Source organism: Magnetospira sp. QH-2 (genome assembly GCF_000968135.1).
Lineage (GTDB): Bacteria > Pseudomonadota > Alphaproteobacteria > Rhodospirillales > Magnetospiraceae > Magnetospira.
This window is the reverse complement of the sequence record NZ_FO538765.1, coordinates 2,552,975-2,570,480: the sequence shown is the minus strand read 5'-3', so window position 1 is coordinate 2,570,480 and position 17,506 is coordinate 2,552,975. Positions and strand designations below refer to the sequence as shown.

Annotated in this window: 17 protein-coding genes; 9 read left to right on the top strand and 8 right to left on the bottom strand. The window is 60.2% G+C overall.

The genetic code is table 11. From position 1 onward, the window contains the following. Window positions 1–138: 138 nt before the first annotated feature. The 3 genes from MGMAQ_RS12090 to MGMAQ_RS12080 all read left to right on the top strand — a co-directional run bounded on the left by MGMAQ_RS12090 (window position 139) and on the right by MGMAQ_RS12080 (window position 6,407). The gene (locus tag MGMAQ_RS12090; RefSeq protein WP_046021732.1) at window positions 139–4,590 is read left to right on the top strand and encodes a tectonin domain-containing protein; all 4,452 of its coding nucleotides are present in this window, start codon (window positions 139–141) and stop codon (window positions 4,588–4,590) included. Between the two features lie 114 nt (window positions 4,591–4,704). After that, entirely contained in the window at window positions 4,705–5,871 is a 1,167-nt protein-coding gene (locus MGMAQ_RS12085) for an NnrS family protein (protein ID WP_046021731.1), read from the top strand. Window positions 5,872–5,903: 32 nt separating this feature from the next. Further along, a complete protein-coding gene (locus MGMAQ_RS12080; protein ID WP_046021730.1) occupies window positions 5,904–6,407 on the top strand; it encodes a C-GCAxxG-C-C family protein in 504 nt (167 codons plus the stop codon). Window positions 6,408–6,516: 109 nt separating this feature from the next. On the opposite strand, the gene rpsU is transcribed toward MGMAQ_RS12080, so the two are convergent. After that, on the bottom strand, window positions 6,517–6,720 hold the full coding sequence (gene rpsU, locus MGMAQ_RS12075) for a 30S ribosomal protein S21 (protein WP_046021729.1): 204 nt from the start codon (window positions 6,718–6,720) through the stop codon (window positions 6,517–6,519). Window positions 6,721–6,900: 180 nt separating this feature from the next. Between rpsU and def the strand changes: the two genes are divergently transcribed. Together def and MGMAQ_RS12065 are read left to right on the top strand one after the other, a co-directional pair. Next, window positions 6,901–7,443: a peptide deformylase gene (gene def / locus MGMAQ_RS12070; protein ID WP_046021728.1), complete on the top strand. Its 543-nt coding sequence runs from the start codon at window positions 6,901–6,903 to the stop codon at window positions 7,441–7,443. Continuing rightward, window positions 7,433–8,128 (top strand): COQ9 family protein, encoded by a 696-nt coding sequence (locus tag MGMAQ_RS12065; protein ID WP_046021727.1) that lies wholly within the window; start codon window positions 7,433–7,435, stop codon window positions 8,126–8,128. Before def ends, MGMAQ_RS12065 begins: the two co-directional genes overlap by 11 nt. Here the strand turns inward: MGMAQ_RS12065 and MGMAQ_RS12060 are convergent. Together MGMAQ_RS12060 and purE are read right to left on the bottom strand one after the other, a co-directional pair. Continuing rightward, window positions 8,103–9,197 carry a 5-(carboxyamino)imidazole ribonucleotide synthase gene (locus MGMAQ_RS12060; protein ID WP_046021726.1) on the bottom strand — a complete coding sequence of 365 codons (1,095 nt, stop codon included), beginning with the start codon at window positions 9,195–9,197 and terminating at the stop codon, window positions 8,103–8,105. The genes MGMAQ_RS12065 and MGMAQ_RS12060 overlap by 26 nt on opposite strands. 3 nt (window positions 9,198–9,200) lie before the next feature. Further along, the gene (gene purE, locus MGMAQ_RS12055) at window positions 9,201–9,695 is read right to left on the bottom strand and encodes a 5-(carboxyamino)imidazole ribonucleotide mutase (RefSeq protein ID WP_046021725.1); all 495 of its coding nucleotides are present in this window, start codon (window positions 9,693–9,695) and stop codon (window positions 9,201–9,203) included. Between the two features lie 105 nt (window positions 9,696–9,800). On the opposite strand from purE, the gene MGMAQ_RS19680 reads away from it, so the two are divergent. Continuing rightward, on the top strand, window positions 9,801–10,550 hold the full coding sequence (locus MGMAQ_RS19680) for a GGDEF domain-containing protein (protein WP_052716365.1): 750 nt from the start codon (window positions 9,801–9,803) through the stop codon (window positions 10,548–10,550). On the opposite strand, the gene MGMAQ_RS12045 is transcribed toward MGMAQ_RS19680, so the two are convergent. Continuing rightward, entirely contained in the window at window positions 10,540–10,740 is a 201-nt protein-coding gene (locus tag MGMAQ_RS12045) for a YdcH family protein (RefSeq protein ID WP_046021724.1), read from the bottom strand. The genes MGMAQ_RS19680 and MGMAQ_RS12045 overlap by 11 nt on opposite strands. 156 nt (window positions 10,741–10,896) lie before the next feature. On the opposite strand from MGMAQ_RS12045, the gene MGMAQ_RS20435 reads away from it, so the two are divergent. Continuing rightward, window positions 10,897–11,058, top strand: coding sequence for a YdcH family protein (locus MGMAQ_RS20435; RefSeq protein WP_082085415.1), 162 nt, complete (start codon window positions 10,897–10,899; stop codon window positions 11,056–11,058). Between the two features lie 180 nt (window positions 11,059–11,238). After that, entirely contained in the window at window positions 11,239–11,574 is a 336-nt protein-coding gene (locus tag MGMAQ_RS12040) for a hypothetical protein (RefSeq protein ID WP_046021723.1), read from the top strand. Here MGMAQ_RS12040 and kefC read toward each other — a convergent pair whose 3' ends face one another. From kefC to MGMAQ_RS12020, 4 genes are all read right to left on the bottom strand, one after another. Further along, complete coding sequence (gene kefC / locus MGMAQ_RS12035; RefSeq protein ID WP_046021722.1) at window positions 11,575–13,401, bottom strand: glutathione-regulated potassium-efflux system protein KefC; 1,827 nt, start codon at window positions 13,399–13,401, stop codon at window positions 11,575–11,577. A gap of 6 nt (window positions 13,402–13,407) precedes the next feature. Continuing rightward, window positions 13,408–13,953, bottom strand: coding sequence for an NAD(P)H-dependent oxidoreductase (locus MGMAQ_RS12030; protein ID WP_046021721.1), 546 nt, complete (start codon window positions 13,951–13,953; stop codon window positions 13,408–13,410). Window positions 13,954–13,961: 8 nt separating this feature from the next. Further along, window positions 13,962–15,644: an EAL domain-containing protein gene (locus MGMAQ_RS12025; protein ID WP_046021720.1), complete on the bottom strand. Its 1,683-nt coding sequence runs from the start codon at window positions 15,642–15,644 to the stop codon at window positions 13,962–13,964. A gap of 111 nt (window positions 15,645–15,755) precedes the next feature. After that, the gene (locus MGMAQ_RS12020; protein WP_148560940.1) at window positions 15,756–16,343 is read right to left on the bottom strand and encodes a hypothetical protein; all 588 of its coding nucleotides are present in this window, start codon (window positions 16,341–16,343) and stop codon (window positions 15,756–15,758) included. Between the two features lie 43 nt (window positions 16,344–16,386). Here MGMAQ_RS12020 and MGMAQ_RS12015 point away from each other — a divergent pair, with 43 nt between their 5' ends. Then, window positions 16,387–17,505, top strand: a complete 1,119-nt coding sequence (locus tag MGMAQ_RS12015; RefSeq protein ID WP_046021718.1) for an alanine--glyoxylate aminotransferase family protein — start codon at window positions 16,387–16,389, stop codon at window positions 17,503–17,505. Window position 17,506: the final 1 nt, after the last annotated feature.

The window sequence follows — 17,506 nt, the reverse complement described above, 5'->3', positions numbered from 1 at the left end:
CGTCAATGTCCGGGCCCGTTTCGACGATGCCTTGTCGTGAGAGTTCGATATCCCAATCCGATTATTCTTGAATTCTTTGTCGAGAGTTACGACACATAGGGGACAGGTTGATGCTTGGTTCAGAAGGGGTTTCCATCCATGTCAGTCGGAATTTGTCGCCGGTGGATTTCCGCCGTCTGTTGTCTGCTGGTGACTGCCCCATTGGCGTTGCCGGAGGCCAAGGCCCAAGCGAATCCTGGCTTCATCGATAGTCCGGTAAGAGCCGTGGATGCCTCGGTGGGGCACGACGGCACTCTTTGGGCCGCGGGCCTTGACGGCAAGCCCTATCGTTATGATGCCAAACAAAAGAAATTCCTTGTCCACGGCACTCTGAAAGACGTGGTACGCATCGATGGCGCGCCGGATGGCGGCGGACTGGCGGTCACCAAACAGGGCGATATCTTTTTCAACAAGGGCGCCCAGGACCGAAACTGGAATAAGGTCGGTGTGCGGACGTTGGATATCGGTGTTGGCGGCGGCTGGGTCTGGGTGGCCAATTCCAACATGGACAAAACCAAGGGCGGTGGCGAGGTCTGGCGCTCGCCCTACGATGGCTCGGGCCATTTCAAATGGAGCCGGGTGGGCGGGCGGATCGTCAAGGTGGACGTGGGTCCCGACGGCCACGCTTGGGCCACCGATAGCAACAACGACATCCATCGCTTCGACGGCAAGAAATGGGTCCAGGTGCCGGGCAAGGGTGTCGATATCGCCGTCGGTCCAAAGGGGCAGCCCTGGATGCTGACCACCGATTTCGCCAAGGGGCGCAACGGCGCCACGCCATTCATCTATGACCTGAAAAAGAAGCGCTGGGTGAAGCGGGGCGGCAAATTCGGCAGCATCACCGTGACTATGGACGGCCATGTGGCCGGTGTGGATGCCCACAACAAGATTGTCATTCCCCGTGCCAAAGCCCAGGCGGTTGCCACGGCGAAACCGGCGCCGAAAAAGCAACCGACCGGGAAACAGCCCGCGCAGCCCGCCGGAGGTATCGACCCGAAGCAGTCCCTGTCGGCCCTGGCCAACAGCTTCGACCTGATTCCCGGCCTTCCGGCCGTGGTGGGCAATCAACTCAAGAACCTGCCCAGCGACCTGAAGGAAGACGCCACGGGACTGATTGGCAGCTACAAGAATATGCATTTCGCCCTGGTCAAGGGCAAGGCCTACAAGGGCATCCCCGCCATGTCCCCGACCCTGCTGGTCAAGGGCAAGCTGGTACCCAAGCTGGCCGGGCCGTTGTGGAATGCTTTTGTCGGCTCGTCCTTGCGTGATCCCATCTTTGCCCTGGGACTGCCCGGCGCGGCGCGGATCTACAAGGCCAAGAAGCTGCCGGGGGAAATGGGCAAGACCGTGGCCTCCAGTTACGGCGGCAGCCTGGATATCCTGACCGGCATTCAGGTTCATGCGGGACTGGAGTTGAAAGGCAACCTGCGCACTGCCCTTGGCGCCATGAATTTCCCCTCCAACGGGGTGCTGACCATGACCGCCGGGGTGATGCCAGGCGGCAAGAAGGGCGGCAAGGCCAGCAAGGTGCCGCCCACCGGGACCATCAACGCCATTATCCGGCAGGCGGTGCTGAGAAAGATCGACAGCAAGCTGACCCGCTATGTGCAAATGGCCCACCGGGGGGGAATTTGGAAAGACCCCTTCGCCATTCCGCAAAGCGAGCTATCCGGGACGACGATCTACCTGGACAGTGCCGCCCGGTTCGGCTTGTGGGGCAATCTGAAGGTCGGCGGCGACCGCTATGTGGCCTATTACAGCGGCCCCTATAACCTGGGCGCGACCTTGAAGGCCGCCGCCGCCAATCCCAAGGCCGCCGCCAGGGGAGCGATGGACTATCAATTGGGTTTCGCCGCCGATAAGATTTCCCTGCGCCAGGCCATGAAGCTGATGACCGTCGCCAGCCTGCGCGGCGCCACCGGTCCGGCTGCCCTGCTCTCGCCGGTCCAGGTGGCGCAGGGCAAGGCCAGCGAAGGCCTATTCAAGGGACTGGACGCGCTGCCCCTGGACCTGATTCAGATCAGCAACAAGAACCTCAAGGGCTATCAGTTCAAGCCGGGCAGCCCCTTTCCGGGGCCGGAGAACTTCAATATCCTGCTGCTCGGCCCCCTGGCCGAGGCCAAGGATGGCACTCAAGGTCCTCTGGCCCGGGTCTTCGGCGATGCCCAGTTCCTCGGCCAGACCTTCGGTGATTTCGACCTGACCTTCGACAAGGATGGACTGCGCGGCACCGGCCAGACCAAGACGAACCTGAAACTGGGTAAACTGGGCAGTACCGGCCTCGGGGCGCTGTCCGGCACCGCAACCCTGACCGTCAACGCCACCCGGGAGCGACAGGTGGTCAGCCTCGCCGGACGGGTCAACGGTGGCCTGTTGGGCGGGCGCGATATCCGGGTCGATGTGCTTGATGAAACCGTCACCGTGACCAGCCCGGCCAGTTGTGCCTTTCCAGTGGATGTGCGCTACAGCTATCGCTATCGACCGCCGACCCCCAAGGGCGGCGCCCCGAAGGGCGGGTTGGACCTGAGCAAGATCAAATTCGGGTCGCCGATCAATGCGCTGCCCGACCCCAAGCTGCTGGTCAAATGCACCGGGAACATCTACGCCATGCTGAAAAACGGCGTGGTGACGGTGTTCAACGGCACCACCAAGCTGGCCGAGTTTGCCGAGAACACCTTGCCGCCGGGGCTGAATAAGGTGCCCCTGTCCAAGGGACTGAAGTTCGCCGGTGGTAAGGTCGGCGAAGCAACCGCTGAAATCAAGAACGTCATCGCCAAGGTTCCCGGCATGGATCACTTGGATGGGGGCGCCCGCAAGGCCAAGGAGGCGGCAGCCAAGACGGCCAAGAAAGCGGCGGAGGAGGCCCGCAAGGCAGGGGAGGCTGCGAAGGATGCCTTTGCCGGCGCTGGGAAGTTCACCGGCAGCGTGGTCAATGGCGCGGCGGGGCGTATCGCCGGAGCCCTGTCCGATCCCGTCGGCTCGGTCAGCAATGCCATCAAGTCGGCCTTCGGCGGTGGGAGCAAACGCTACTATCCGCCCACCGCGGGCTGGCGCCATGACAATAAGGCGCAGGATTTCCTCGATATTGCTGTCAGCCACGGCAATCACGTCTGGGGCGTGCAGAAATCCGGTCGGGTCTATATGCGCAACGGCACCCGCTGGGTGGAACGCCGAGGGCGGAGCGGGTTCAAACGCATCGATGCCCATTGGGGCGGCACCGCCGTCGCCGTGGATCAGGAAGGGCGGATCTGGTTCAACAACGGCCAATGGCACGAAGTCAAAGGCCAAAGAGCCATCGACGTGGGGATCGGCGGCGATTGGATCTGGATCATCGGCACCCAGAAAACCGGCGGCGGCTATGTCATGCATCGCGCCCGCTATGACCGAAACGGCCAGTTCAAGTGGCAGCATATTCCCGGCGGCGCCATCCGTTTGGATGTGGACAAGAACGGCAATGCCTGGGTGATCAATGACCAACACAAGGTCTATCAGTACCACGGCAACCGTTGGCATCAAAAAGCCGGCACGGCCTCGGACATCACCATTTCGGACGCCGGGGATATCTGGGTCACCGGCACCGGTTATCATCATGCCAATGGCGGGTCGCCGCTGTTCCGCTACGTGCATCAAAACGATGGCTGGCTCGGCTACAACGACCGGGGCATCGCCATCTCGGCGGGCAAGTCCGGCAAGATGTGGGTGATTAATTCCCACGGCAGACTCTATGAATCCGATGGCTCCAAGGGACAGCCGCCGAACAAGGTGGTATGGCGCAAATCCCGCGATGCCCTGGCCTTGGATATCGACGTGGGGCAGAACGGTGATGTGTGGGCCGTGGGGCAGCGGGACAGCCATGCCTGGTGGTATGATGCGGCGGCGGATCTCTGGCATGGCCATCGGCATTGGCGCGGCGACCTGAACCGTATCGACGTGGCGCCAGACGGTGGGATCTTCGCCGTCACCAAGGACGGCACCATTCTGTTCAGCCGCGACCGTAATTCCGGCTGGGTGACGATCACCGGCAAGAAGGCGGTGGACATCGCCGTCGGCGGCGGCTGGATCTATATCCTCAGCACCGACAAGAACCATGGCCAGAACGTCGTCTTCCGTGCTTCTTATGGTGACAAGAATGCCCGTTCACGGGGCGGAGACCCCGGGTGGCGAAGCACCGGCGGCTGGGGCATCCATGCCATCGATGTGGATTACCGTGGCCGGGCATTGATCCGTTCGGGCAACAACGGGCGCAATGAGTTCTGGCAGTACCCGGTCAACAACAAGTGGGTCCGCCACGCCGGAGCCGGTGTCGATATCGCCGTGGCCCACCCCAACTCGATTTGGGCCGCGGGCACCAACTACGACCGCCGTTACGGGGGCGGGGGGGCCTTCCGCTACAAGGGAGGCAATGCTTGGGAGGGGCAATTTGTCGATCCCAATGTGGCGGGTATCGGCTTGAACAAGGCGCCCGGTTTTTTTGAACGCATCGCCGTCGCCCCCGATGGTACGGTCTATGGCGTGAACAGCTATGACGAGGTCTATGTGGGACGTCGATAGGACCGGAGAGGGTGCGGGAGGCTCGGTGTCCCTTGACCAAAATCAATACCTTTTGGAGGCGATTGTTGCCATACTGCAAACCCCTTCCCCGCCATCGGACGGAACCCTGATATCATGCCGCCTATCCCCCTGACTGAACCGACCGAAGAGCAGGGGATCGTCCTGTTACAGGGCGGCTTTCGGCTGTTTTTCCCGTTGGCGGCGCTATACGCCCTGATCGGTATCGGCCTTTGGATCTTCCTGCTGACCGGGACCTTGACCCTCCCCTTGGCGTTCCAACCGCTGGATTGGCATATCCACGAGATGCTGTACGGCTTCATTGGCGCGGCGGTGGCCGGGTTCTTGTTGACCGCGGTGCCCAATTGGACCGGCATGGCGCCCATGGCCGGTTGGCGTTTGGGACTGTTGGGGGGGCTGTGGCTGCTCGGACGCCTGGCGGTGACGTTGGGCGGCGACCTGGATTGGATGATCGTCGCCGCGGCGGATGTGGCCTTCCCAACCCTATTGGTTCTGATGATCGCGCGCGACGTGGTGCGCGCCGACAATAGCCGCAACTATATTTTGCTGGTCATTCTGGCCCTGTTCCCGGTTGGCGCATTGCTGTTTCATTTGGAAGGTGGCAACCATATGGAAATGGGCCAACAGATCGGGCTCTACTCCATTGTCTTTTTATTGAGCATCGTCGGGGGCCGCGTCGTGCCCAACTTCACCGGCAACTGGCTGGCCCGCTACGGCGGCCCCAATGTGCGGGCATTCGGCACCATTGATATTCTGGCCTTGGGCACCACGTTCCTGGGCGCCATCCACGATATTGCCCTGGCGGAACACCCCTTGGGACATTGGTTGCTGGTTTTCGCCGGATTTCTGCATTTGCTTCGCCTCTCAGGGTGGCAGGGATGGCGAGCGCTATCCGAGCCTATCGTCTGGGTATTGCATCTGGGATATCTGTGGCTGGCCGTGGGTCTGGTATTTCTGGGGCTCTCAGGCGTGTTCGAGGACGTGCCGCGCGCCGGGGCCATGCATGCTCTGACCGCCGGGGCCATGGCAACCATGATCATCGCCATCATGAGTCGGGCCATTCTCGGCCATAGCGGCCGCGAGATCCGCGCCGCCCGGTTTACCGTGTTCGCCTATATCCTGCTGACGGTCGGCACCATTCTGCGCATTGTCGCGGCCTGGGTGCCGGGATTGCTGCATGCCTCCGCCGGGATATGGATGCTGGCTTTCGTGTTGTTTCTGGTCGTCTATCTGCCAGTGGTGACCCAACCGAGAGCGCGCTAGACTGTCGCCTCCACGACTCGCGGGAGAAGAACATGAGCGGCGAAGAGTCTGATTCCAAGGACCTGGGGCGGCAAGCCTATGAGCGGGCCTACGAGCTTGAGCTCAAAGTCGGCTGCTGTCCGCAATGCGTCTTGACGGCAGTGGATGAAACCGTCGGCGGCGTGAGCGAAGATACCATCAAGGCCAGCCATGGCCTGTCCGGGGGCGGCGCGCTGACCGGGCAAGGGGCCTGTGGGGCGCTGACCGGTGGATTGTTGGCGCTGTCCACCCGCAAAGGCCGGGATGCGGACAAGCTGGACCGGGGCCGCGGCATGGCCAATTTCAATGTGGGCAAGGACCTGACCCGTCGCTTCGAGGAAGAATTCGGCGGTATCACCTGCGAGGACCTGCAACAGCAATTCAGCGGACAAACATGGGACCTGTGGAAGCCGGAAGAATACAAGGGATTCTCGGACGCTCGTGATGACCGTTGCGCCCGGGCTACTGCCACGGTCACCCAGTGGGTGGTGGAGATGATCGACGGCAAGAAGGGATAGCGCCATTGTGCCGTTGATGCCTTTGAACAGGCACGACAAAACCGCCGCGCCCCTTCAGGCGGGCGGTTTCCATTCGACTCGGTAAAGTCAGACGCAGCGAAGGGCCGGTCTAGAAGCCTTCACGCTCAATACGCTTGCGCTCCAACTTACGGGCGCGGCGCACGGCTTCGGCCTTTTCACGGGCTTTCTTCTCGGAGGGCTTCTCGTATGAACGGCGAAGCTTCATCTCACGGAAGATACCTTCCCGCTGCATTTTTTTCTTAAGGGCCTTCAGGGCCTGATCGACGTTGTTGTCGCGAACGATAACCTGCACGGTTTCTCAACTCCTCAATTACCGATGTCGAATGACAAATACGGATGTCCAAAGACAAATACACCCCTTCCGTCCGCAAGGGCGGGCGGGGTGGAACGCAGTGTCTAACACAAGGGATTTGTCATGTGAAGTGAAACCTCGACATTTGACCCAAAAGCCACCGTCCCTCATATTCACGTTATGGCTATCTTGAAAATTGCCCGCATGGGCCATCCCGTTCTGGCCCGCGTGGCCGATCCATTACCTGATCCGACGGCCCCCGAAGTGGCGGCCTTGGTCGAAGACATGCTTGATACCCTGGCCGATGCCGGGGGCGTTGGGCTGGCGGCCCCACAGGTTCACGAGTCCTGGCGCCTGGTGATTTTCCATGTACCGGCTCAGCGGGCCGAGGATGGCGTTGGCGTGCCTCTGACCGTGCTGGTCAACCCGGTCATCGAGCCCATCGGCGAGGACATGGTGGAAGACTGGGAAGGTTGCCTGTCCATTCCCGGATTCAACGGTCGGGTCTCGCGGCATGCCCGCATTCGCTATTCCGCGTTGGGATTGGATGGTGAACCTTTCGAACGCGAAGCCAGTGGCTTCCATGCCCGGGTGGTACAGCACGAATGCGATCATCTGGATGGTCGCCTTTACCCCATGCGCATGGACGACTTGAGCAAGTTCGGATTCAGCGAGGATATCCTCCGCAATCCGCAAATGGAGACAGCAGACCATGACGGATGACACCAAGGATTTGATGGAGATCCGTGACGGTATCATTGACGCAATGATGCCCCATGTCCTCTTTGATGGCTGGAGCGAGCGCAGCATGGCTGCGGCCGTCGCCGATCTGGGGCATGACAAAAGCATGGCCCTGCGCGCCTTTCCCGGTGGGCTCATTGAAGTCGCCGAGCACTACTGCGACTGGCTGGACCGGCGCATGATGGTCGAATTGGAAGCGCATGATCTGGCCAATATGCGCATCCGCGACCGTATCGCCACGGCGGTTCGGGTGCGCATTGAGTTGGTGGCGGGCCATCGCGAATCGGTGCGCCGGGTGGTGGCTTATCTGTCGCTGCCCCATCACGCCCTGGTGGCCGCCAAATGCACCTATCGGGCCGTGGACAACATGTGGTTTGCCGCCGGGGACACGGCCACGGATTGGAATTTCTATACCAAGCGCGGATTGCTGGCCGGGGTCTATACCTCGACCTTGCTGTATTGGCTGACCGATAGCTCGGAGGGATTCGAAGATACCTGGGGGTTCTTGGCCCGGCGTATCGACGAGGTGCTGAAGGTTCCAAAGATGCAGTCTGACGCGCTGAAATCCCTAGGCAAGCTGGCCAATCCGCTCCGTGCCTTCAAGCCGACCAGGCGGCGTGGATTCGGCAATCGCCGCCGATTCAGCCCCGGCGCTTTATCCAAGTGACATGCCCCATCTTGCGACCGGGGCGGGCTTCCGCCTTGCCGTAAAGATGCAGTTTTGCGGCCGGGTCCTTGAGGGTTTCCAGCCAGCCGTTCACGTCATCGCCCAGTAAATTGCGCATCTCCGCATCGGAATGCCGCATGGGGCTGCCCAGGGGCAGGCCGCACACGGCACGGACAAACTGCTCGAACTGGCTGGTGATACAGGCGTCAATGGTCCAATGCCCGGAATTGTGCGGACGCGGCGCCAACTCGTTGACCAACAGGCGCCCGTCTTCGGTAACGAACATCTCCACCGCCAACAACCCGACAAAGTTCATTTTCTCGGCAATATGGTGGGCGATGCTCTGCGCTTCCTTGGCCTGATTTTTGTTGATGGGTGCCGGGGCGATGGTGCGGTCGAGAATGTGATGGGTATGGATATTTTCCACCGGGTCAAAAGTGGCGATGGCACCATCCGAGCCGCGGGCGATGATGACCGAGATTTCCCGCTCAAAGGCCACGAATCCTTCGAGAACACCTTCGCCTCCGCCCATTTTACTCCAGGCGGCCTCGGCATCCTGTCCGTTCCGCAACAGGACCTGCCCCTTGCCGTCATAGCCGAGCATGCAGGTCTTGAGCACGCTGGGGCATCCCAGTTCATCCGCGGCCTTGGCCAGGGCGCGGGGGCCGTCGATGCGCCGATAGGGGGCGGTGGCCACGCCGATGGCGTTCAGGAAATCCTTTTCGACGATGCGGTGCTGGCAGGTATGCAGGCTTTCCCAGTTGGGACGCACGCAGACCCGCTCTGCCAAGTGCTGCACCGACTGATGGGGAATGTTTTCGAACTCGAAGGTCACCACGTCCACCGCATCGGCAAAACGGCCCAGGGCATCCAAATCGTCGAATGCGGCAACGGTCGCAACGTCGGCCACCTGGGCGCCCGGGTTATCTTGTTGCTGACAGAAGATGTGGCTACGCAGGCCAAGCCGGGCAGCGGCAAGGGCACTCATGCGGCCCAACTGTCCGCCGCCGATAATACCGATGGTGCTGCCCGGAGGCAGGGGGGCTTTCAAGTCGATGGGATCAGGCATGGATCAATCCCGCATGGGTTCAGGGGCCACGGCGGCGGTCTGGGTCTCGCGGAAGGCATCCAGCGCCTCGGCAACGGTCTCATCGTGCAGGGCAACCACCGCGGTGGCCAAGAGCGCGGCATTGGTGGCACCGGCATTGCCGATGGCCAGGGTACCCACCGGGACGCCCGCGGGCATCTGGGCGATGGACAATAGGGAGTCCATGCCTTTCAGGGCTTTGCTTTCCACCGGAACGCCGAACACCGGCAACGGGGTCATGGCGGCGGCCATGCCGGGCAAATGGGCGGCGCCCCCGGCTCCGGCGATGATGCACCACAGTCCCCGGTCGCGGGCGGTGGTGGCGTATTCAACCAACCTTTGCGGCGTGCGATGGGCGGAGACAATGCGGACCTCGTGGTCGACCCCGAGCTTTTCCAGGATTTCCACCCCATGTCGCATGGTTTCCCAATCGGACTGGGATCCCATGATGACGCCGACCTTGGGTGTTGCGTTGGTCATTGTTGCGGCCTCCTCCCGGCGCGAAAGGGCGCCATTATAGGGATGCGCGTGCCTTGTGCAAGCACGGGTATTTCGATAGCCAACTCATCGTGTTACCATCGGGCAATGGCAGAAATTACCGCAGCTCAGGGCATCGCGGCGACCTTGGCCACCGACGAACGCCGCCGAAGAGATCCTCCCGGCAACCCCTATGGGCGAGCAACCGCGGAGGCCGATCTGGCTGTTCCGGACATTGACGAAGTCCGGGTGGAAGCCTCGGTGCTGGGCATACCGGCAGAAGAATTGACGCCCGAGGTGGTGGTCGCCATCCGCAAGTTGATGGAAGAGGCCGAGACCCTGCGCCGTGAACTGGCGGCCACGCGACGCCATGAATCGCATTTGGGAAAACTGGCTGACAACCACTCCTATCTGCCCCTCTACAATCGTAGAGCCTTTTTGCGTGAGATGTCCAAGGCCCTGGTGCGCTCCGAGCATGCCAGGGTGAACTGCACCTTCCTTTATCTGCATTTGGCCAATTTGCAGGAAATCCGCAAGGTTCATGGGCGAGCCGCCGGAGACCAGGCCATGGTCCATGCGGCCTGGATCCTGCGCAACGATCTGCGGGACTCGGACTTGCTGGGCAGCATGGATGGCTATGATTTCGTCATTTTGTTGATGCTCACCGGCGGGCAGGTGGCGGAAGACAAGGCCAGGGGGTTGGTCGAAGCGGTGGAGTCTCAGCCGTTTCGCTGGCTCGAAACCCATATCCCGTTGCGCATGAAATGCGGCTTGCATCAATTCAGTGCCGGGGAAACGGTGGATCAGGTCATCGATGCGGCTGAAAGCGCCCTGCGGCGCAACGAACTCAGGCGATGATATCGGGGGTCAGGGAGTCTTCCAGCCGGGTGATTTCATCCTTCAGCAACAGCTTGCGCTTCTTCAATCGCTGAATCTGAAGCTGGTCCGCCTGCCCGTTATCGCCCATGTGTAGAATGGCATCGTCCAGGTCCCGGTGCTCGGTCTGGAGCTCCACCAGCTTACGCCGCATGATTTCATTTTCGTCCATGGAGAATCCCGTCTTCCCGTCCACCGCAGTGTAGCAAAATCCAAGGCGATTGGGGAGGTCAAAGCCGGGGTCAAATATTGTACGGTCATCCTGGTATTTCAGGATAAGCGGGTGTATGATTCCCCGTTTTTTGGGGTAACCAAGGGAGAATGACCTATGAGTGTTGAGGACCGGATTGCAGCGCTGAAGGCAAAGCATCATGAGTTGGAGACGGCGCTGGAACAAGAAAATCACCGACCTCACCCCGATGATGAAGCCATTCACGATATCAAACGGCAAAAACTGAAGATCAAGGACGAGATCGCCCAATTGGCTTAGGCTTTCGTTCCAAGGGCAAACAATATAACCAAGGGGCGGTTCGCGGCTCATCCGCGGATCGTCCCGATTTATTTGGCAACGGAATTGGTAGCCCGTCTATTGCTTTTGTTTACCTTTGTGGGTCAGACTGCCATTCCAGTTTGGCCTTTGTCTCCTCAAGAAACGGAATAGACCCGCATTATGGATTGGGAAGCGATTTACGAGGAGCAACTGATTCCGCTGGTGGAAACTTGCGAGAGCGAGGACAACCTTTGGAAATGCATCGCTGTGGTGGTCAACGAACTCTTCAAGCGTAAGGGTGACGAAGAGCACAAGAAGCGCTTGGTGACCCTGTTTCACCAGGAACTGAGCTTCCAGGAAACCCTGCAAAGCAAGATTGACGGCGCCGTGCGCATTCTCCGCTACACCAAGGAACGGCGGAAAGAACTGGCCCGTGCCGCCGCCGCCGGAAATACCAAGCGCGCCGAGGGCGGGGCCGACGTCAATGCCGCCGCCAAGGCTCTGGGGCACAAGTAGTCAATCAGCCCCCCAATCCGCGTCACGCAGGGCCTCGCGTCCGTCGCGGTCCGATTTCAGCATCAAGCCCAGTTCCGCTTGAGAGCGTCGGCTGAGAGTTTTCAGCGATCCCTCATCATCGTGAAATTCCAGACTGGTCAGGAAAGTTTCCAGGTCATGCCGGGCGAAGGCCATGGCCGTGCGTCGGGCTTCATAGGGATGGTGGCCGAGCTGCACCAACGCCTCGCGCCCCAATCGCAGGGCGGAATCAAACATCTCGCGACGGAAGATCTTCACCCCGCATTTGCGCAATTTAAAAGCATGCACCCGGTTGCGCGCCCGGGCGAGCACGGTCACATGGGGAAAATGCTCTTGGATCAGGCGTGCCACTTGGACCGATTTTTCGGGGTCGTCGATGGCCAGGATGAACAGCCGGGCCTGATGGGCTCCGGCGGCCTCCATCAGGTCCATGCGCGAGGCATCGCCATAGAACACCTTGTGGCCGAAGCGGCGTAGAACCTCGATGTGATCCGGGTCGTTGTCCAGGACCCGGGTCTCGATCCCCGCCACTTCCAAGAACCGACCGACCACCTGACCAAAACGGCCATAGCCAAAGATAATCACCGGCTTGCTTTCCTCGTCGATGATGTCCGCCTCAGGCTCCGTGGTGGCCTTGACGCGGCGGGCCAAAAGATGGTCATGGACCAGCAAGAGCAGGGGTGTGGTGGCCATGGATAGTGCGACCACCAGCGTGAGCTGAGCCGCCAAAGCCGGGGGCATGGCTCCTTCCAACGTGGCGAACTGGAAGATCACGAAGGCGAATTCACCGCCCTGGGCAAGGACGATGGAGAACAGGAGATTCCGTTCGCCCGAGAGCCTGCCCATCCGGCCTAACAGGTTCAGCAGTCCGAACTTCACCACCACCAGGGTCAAGGTCAATCCGACGATGATCCAGGGACCCTGAAGCAACAGGGCGAAATCGACCGACATGCCAACCGAGATGAAGAACAGGCCCAACAACAGGCCCTTGAATGGCTGAATGTCCGATTCAAGAGCATGCTTATACTCGGACTCCGCCAGGACTACCCCGGCCAGGAAGGTTCCCAGGGCCGCGGACAGCCCCAAAGCCTGCATCATCAGGGCGATGCCGATGACCAAAAGCAGGGAGAAGGCGGTGAAGATCTCTCGAATGCCCGAATTGGCGATATAGCGGAACACCGGTCTCAGCAGATAGCGTCCGGCCAAGGCGATGGAGATCACCCCGCCGACCATGGACAGGGCCTGTACCCAGGCCGGGCCGGGCAGGGCGCCGGTACTGCCCGCGCCACTGCCGTCGCCCAGCAGTGGCAGAAGGGCGAGGATGGGGATCACCGCCACGTCTTGAAAGAGCAGCACGGAAAAGGCCGATTGTCCAACGCCAGCCTGTAATAGATTGCGCTCGTTGAGAGTTTGCAGGGCGATGGCGGTGGACGACAGGGCCAGACCCAATCCCACCACGGCGGCCACGCTCCAGGAAAGCCCAAGCACATGACCGAGGCCAGCCAAAGCGGCAGCGGTGAGGATCACCTGCCCACCGCCCAAGCCAAGGACTGGGCGGCGCAAACGCCACAGGGTGGCTGGTTCCAACTCCAGGCCGATAAGAAACAGCATCATCACCACGCCGAACTCGGCGAAATGCAGGATCGCTTGCGGATTGCTGACCAACGATAGTCCGAATGGGCCAATGGCCACGCCGGTCAGCAGATATCCCAGCACCGAGCCAAGTCCCACCCGCTTGGCCAGCGGGACGACCAGCACGGCCGCGGTGAGAAAGGTGAAGGCGTTGAGGAGCAGATCGTGATTGTCCATGGCTTGCTACTCCGACCCGTCGTCGCGCAGGGCGGTGATTTGCCCCAAATAAGCCGTAGCATGGATTTCGATGTCGTGGTCTTGGGCGCCGCGCGTGGCGTGAAACAAGAAGGGCGGTAGATAGCTCATGCCGCAGAGCCGTGCCATTTGATCAAAGGGCATCAGCAGGTCTTCGACGCGTCGTCCATGAAAGCCTTCGGGGGTATAGGCCTGGGCCGACCCGCCGGTGGAGATGGCTGAAAGAAGTTTCTTGCCGCGTAAAGCGGTCCCCTTGGATCCATAGGCCCAGCCGAAGGTCAGGACCTCGTCCATCCATTGCTTGAGCAAGGCGGGGCAGCTGTACCAGTAAAACGGGTGTTGAAAGACCAGCACGTCATGCGCGGTGCAGCGCTCTTGTTCAAGGCGCACGTTGATATTGAAATCCGGATAGGCGGCATAGAGATCGTGCAGGGTCACGTCGTTCAGATCAGCGAGAACCTCGACCATGCGGCGGTTGATTCGGGACGTGCCGAGGTCGGGATGGGCAAATAGGACCAGAACCTTTCGAGACATGACTGGATCTACCAGCCGAGAACGGGATCGGAGCCGCTTCCGTACATGATGACGTTGGGGGGCTTGCCGTCGGCGGTGGGTTTGCCAAACAGATATCCCTGCCCTAGGTGTGCGCCCATGACCATCAACTGGCGGGCCTCGTCTTCATCCTCGATATGCTCGCAGATGACTTCGAAGCCCATGTTCTTGCAGGCATCAATGACGCTTTTCAAAATGTTCTTTGTGCGGGTGTCTTCCAGGAATCCCCGGACCAGAGAGCCGTCGATCTTGGCATGATCCGCATCCACCTTGTTGAGCATGGTGAACGAAGTGTTGCCTGAACCCACATCATCGATGGATACCCCGTGGCCGTCCTTGCGCAGATCCTGGATGGCGTTGTTGAGGCGGTCGAAATCTTCAATCATCGAGGTTTCGGTAACCTCGAAGATGACTTGCGGCGTCAGGTGTTTGAATACTTCGTTGTGGGTCAATTGGCGCAAGGAACGCATGAACAGGTCGTTCTGCACGCTCTTGGCCGATAGGTTGATGGAAACCCGCGGCCGCCAGCCTTCCTTTTTCTCCCGTTGCACCAGAGTGCTGTAGGTTTGCTGCACAATGACCAGATCCAGGTCATGAATCATGTCCACCGATTCCGCGAACTGGATCAGCTCCAGCGGACTCATCTCGCCCTCGAATCGCGACAGCACTTCGTAATGATCCACCGCCCGGGTTTTCAGGTCGACAATGGGCTGGAACGCGATGTTGAAGTTCCGTGACTCAATGAGCTCTCGGATCTGCTTGATACGGCCCATGGTGCCGTCGAGGTAGTCGGTCACCCCTTCGGACAGGGACTTGATGTTGAAGGTGCCGGGTTCGCTCTTGGCGAACTGTTGCAGGCAATGGACCAAGGCCTTGGAGGCGTCTTCCTCGCTCAGGTTGGTGGTATCCAGATTGGCCGTGACCGAATTGATCGACAACTTGGCCGCGTCCGCACCAAGGATGGCATCGGCTTCTTCCTGAATGGCGGCCATCTTCTGGGCGTCCAGGCCTTCCTCGCCGACAAAAGAGAATTTCTCGTCGCCAACCAGACCGGCGGTATCGCCGCCAAGGCTCCAGGCCCGCAACATGGATCCCAGCTTGTGCAGGAATTCCTCCACCTTGGCCGGATCGCCGGATTCCTTGAGCTCCTTCAGGCCGGCCACCACGACCATGCCCATTTCCAACTCGGACTCGTTCATCTTGCCGGTGACGGCGCGCTCCTTGGCCTTGGCGGTAAAGGTGTCGGCCTCCAACAGGCCGGAGGTTTCGTCACGAGCCAGAGCCGGGCTTTCCTGACAATACAGCTTGTTGTTCAAGGTCATGGAGAGATTGAAGCGAATCTCCTTGCTGGGCAGGAAAAAGCCCCCAAGGATCACCGGCGAATCTTTGCCTTGGGTGGCCAAATTGATGGAGATTGGCGAGAGTCTCCCGCTGCGCTTCATATTGTCGATGGACGATTCCATCAGCGCGCGGTCCTTTTTGACCACGCAGGATCGGAAATCCTTACCCACAAGATCCTGTAGATGCTCAATGCCCGGCCAATGCAAGCCGGCAATGGACCCTTCGGCAAAATGGATTTTGAAATCGGTATCGATCTCGATCAGGAGATCAGACAAAGCAAAGGCGAAGGCGACGAATCGCCTGTGCTTTTCCTTTTGCGACGTATCGGTCATTCGTGGTCCCGCACCTTCTGCCGCGTCACGCCCCCACGCCCCGCGGATTGGAATTGTTCAAAGCATACCGCAATCAGGGGCTTAGGGTCCAGTGTGCTGGAATCGCCGTGCCTATGCTTGTTTGGGGGCGGCAGGGTTACCGATTTCAAGTGACCCCGATCCATGATGAAGCCGCATCATTTCCTGGTCATATTCCATCAATTCCAGAAAGACCCGATTGACCTTCTCGCGGCTCACTTTGGTGAGAAAAGTTCGATTGTGGCGGCCCTCTACACTGTCTAGAAGGAACTCCAACCCAATCAGAAAGGTTTCGTGGTGGGAATTGTGAGTGACCTTGTGCAGCAACGCCGGCCCATGTTCAAAGGATTCCATGATTTTTTCCTCGTAGGGGATATGGTCCCGAAACAAGGTGATGACGTTTTTGATGCGGGATCTCATGTCTTCAGGGTCGAATTCGTCACCGATCAACCGGTCGATTTCGAGGATTTGATCGAGGAGTTCTCGGTGCTCGCGGTCCAACTGCTCGTCGCCAAGCGGGACATAGTCTTGCGAGGAAGTTGAATTCATGGTTGGCGCCTTGAGAGCACGGGAGATTCGTTTTTTTATTGTGCGCCGCATTATATGTTTTTTCCGGCCACATTGTCGATGTCTTTCCCCTTGTTGATAGCCATCTGGCTTCCTATGTTGCGGAGAAGCCATTGGTTCCAATCCCTTTCATTTTGATGTTGCTAGGAGGCCATCCATGAACAGCGAGACCTTCAACCCGCCCCAACGTATCCTCATGGGGCCTGGCCCGTCGGACGTGCATCCGCGCGTTCTGTCTGCCCTGGCGCGGCCCACCGTGGGACATCTGGATCCGGCTTTCTCCGCCATGATGGAAGAGGTCAAGGGCATGCTTCGGCAGCTGTTCCGCACCGACAACGCGCTGACTTTCCCCATTTCCGGACCGGGCATGACCGGTATGGAAAGCTGCTTCGTCAATCTGGTGGAACCGGGAGACAAGGTCATCGTCTGCCGCAACGGTGTGTTCGGTGATCGCATGCAAGACATCGCCAAGCGCTGTGGCGGCGAGGTCACAGTGCTTGATGATGCCTGGGGAACTCCCGTCGATCCGCAGAAGCTCGAAGACGCCCTGAAAGCTCAGCCGGGCACCAAAGTGGTGGCCTTTGTCCATGCGGAGACCTCCACCGGTGTCCAGTCGGACGCGGCGGCCCTGTGTAAACTGGCCAGCGATCATGGAGCCCTGTCCATTGTTGATACAGTGACCTCCTTGGGCGGGATCCCGGTCGAAGTGGATGGCTGGGGCGCCGACGCGGTCTATTCGGGTACCCAGAAGTGCCTGAGCTGCCCGCCGGGCCTGTCGCCGGTGACTTTCTCGCCCCGTGCCGCCGAGGCGGTCAAGGCGCGCACCACGCCGGCGGTGTCCTGGTTCCTGGATCTGGGACTGGTCATGGGCTACTGGGAAGGCGGTGGCGGCAAGCGTGCCTATCACCATACCGCCCCGGTCAACGCTCTATATGGCTTGCACGAGAGCCTGAAGATGATCCTCGACGAAGGCCTGGAGAATTCCTGGGCTCGCCATGCGGCCATGCATGCCACTTTGAAGCAAGGGCTGGAAGAGCTGGGGCTGTCGTTCCTGGTGGATGAAGCCCATCGGCTGCCGCAACTCAATGCCGTCAACGTGCCTGACGGGGTCGATGAGGCCGCGGTCCGTTCCCACGCCTTGAACGCCTACGGCCTGGAGATCGGCGCCGGTCTCGGGGCTTTGGCCGGCAAGGTCTGGCGCATCGGCCTCATGGGCCAAAGCGCCAACGAACGCAATATCGCGCTCTGCCTGCGGGCTTTGAAGGACGGTCTTTGAG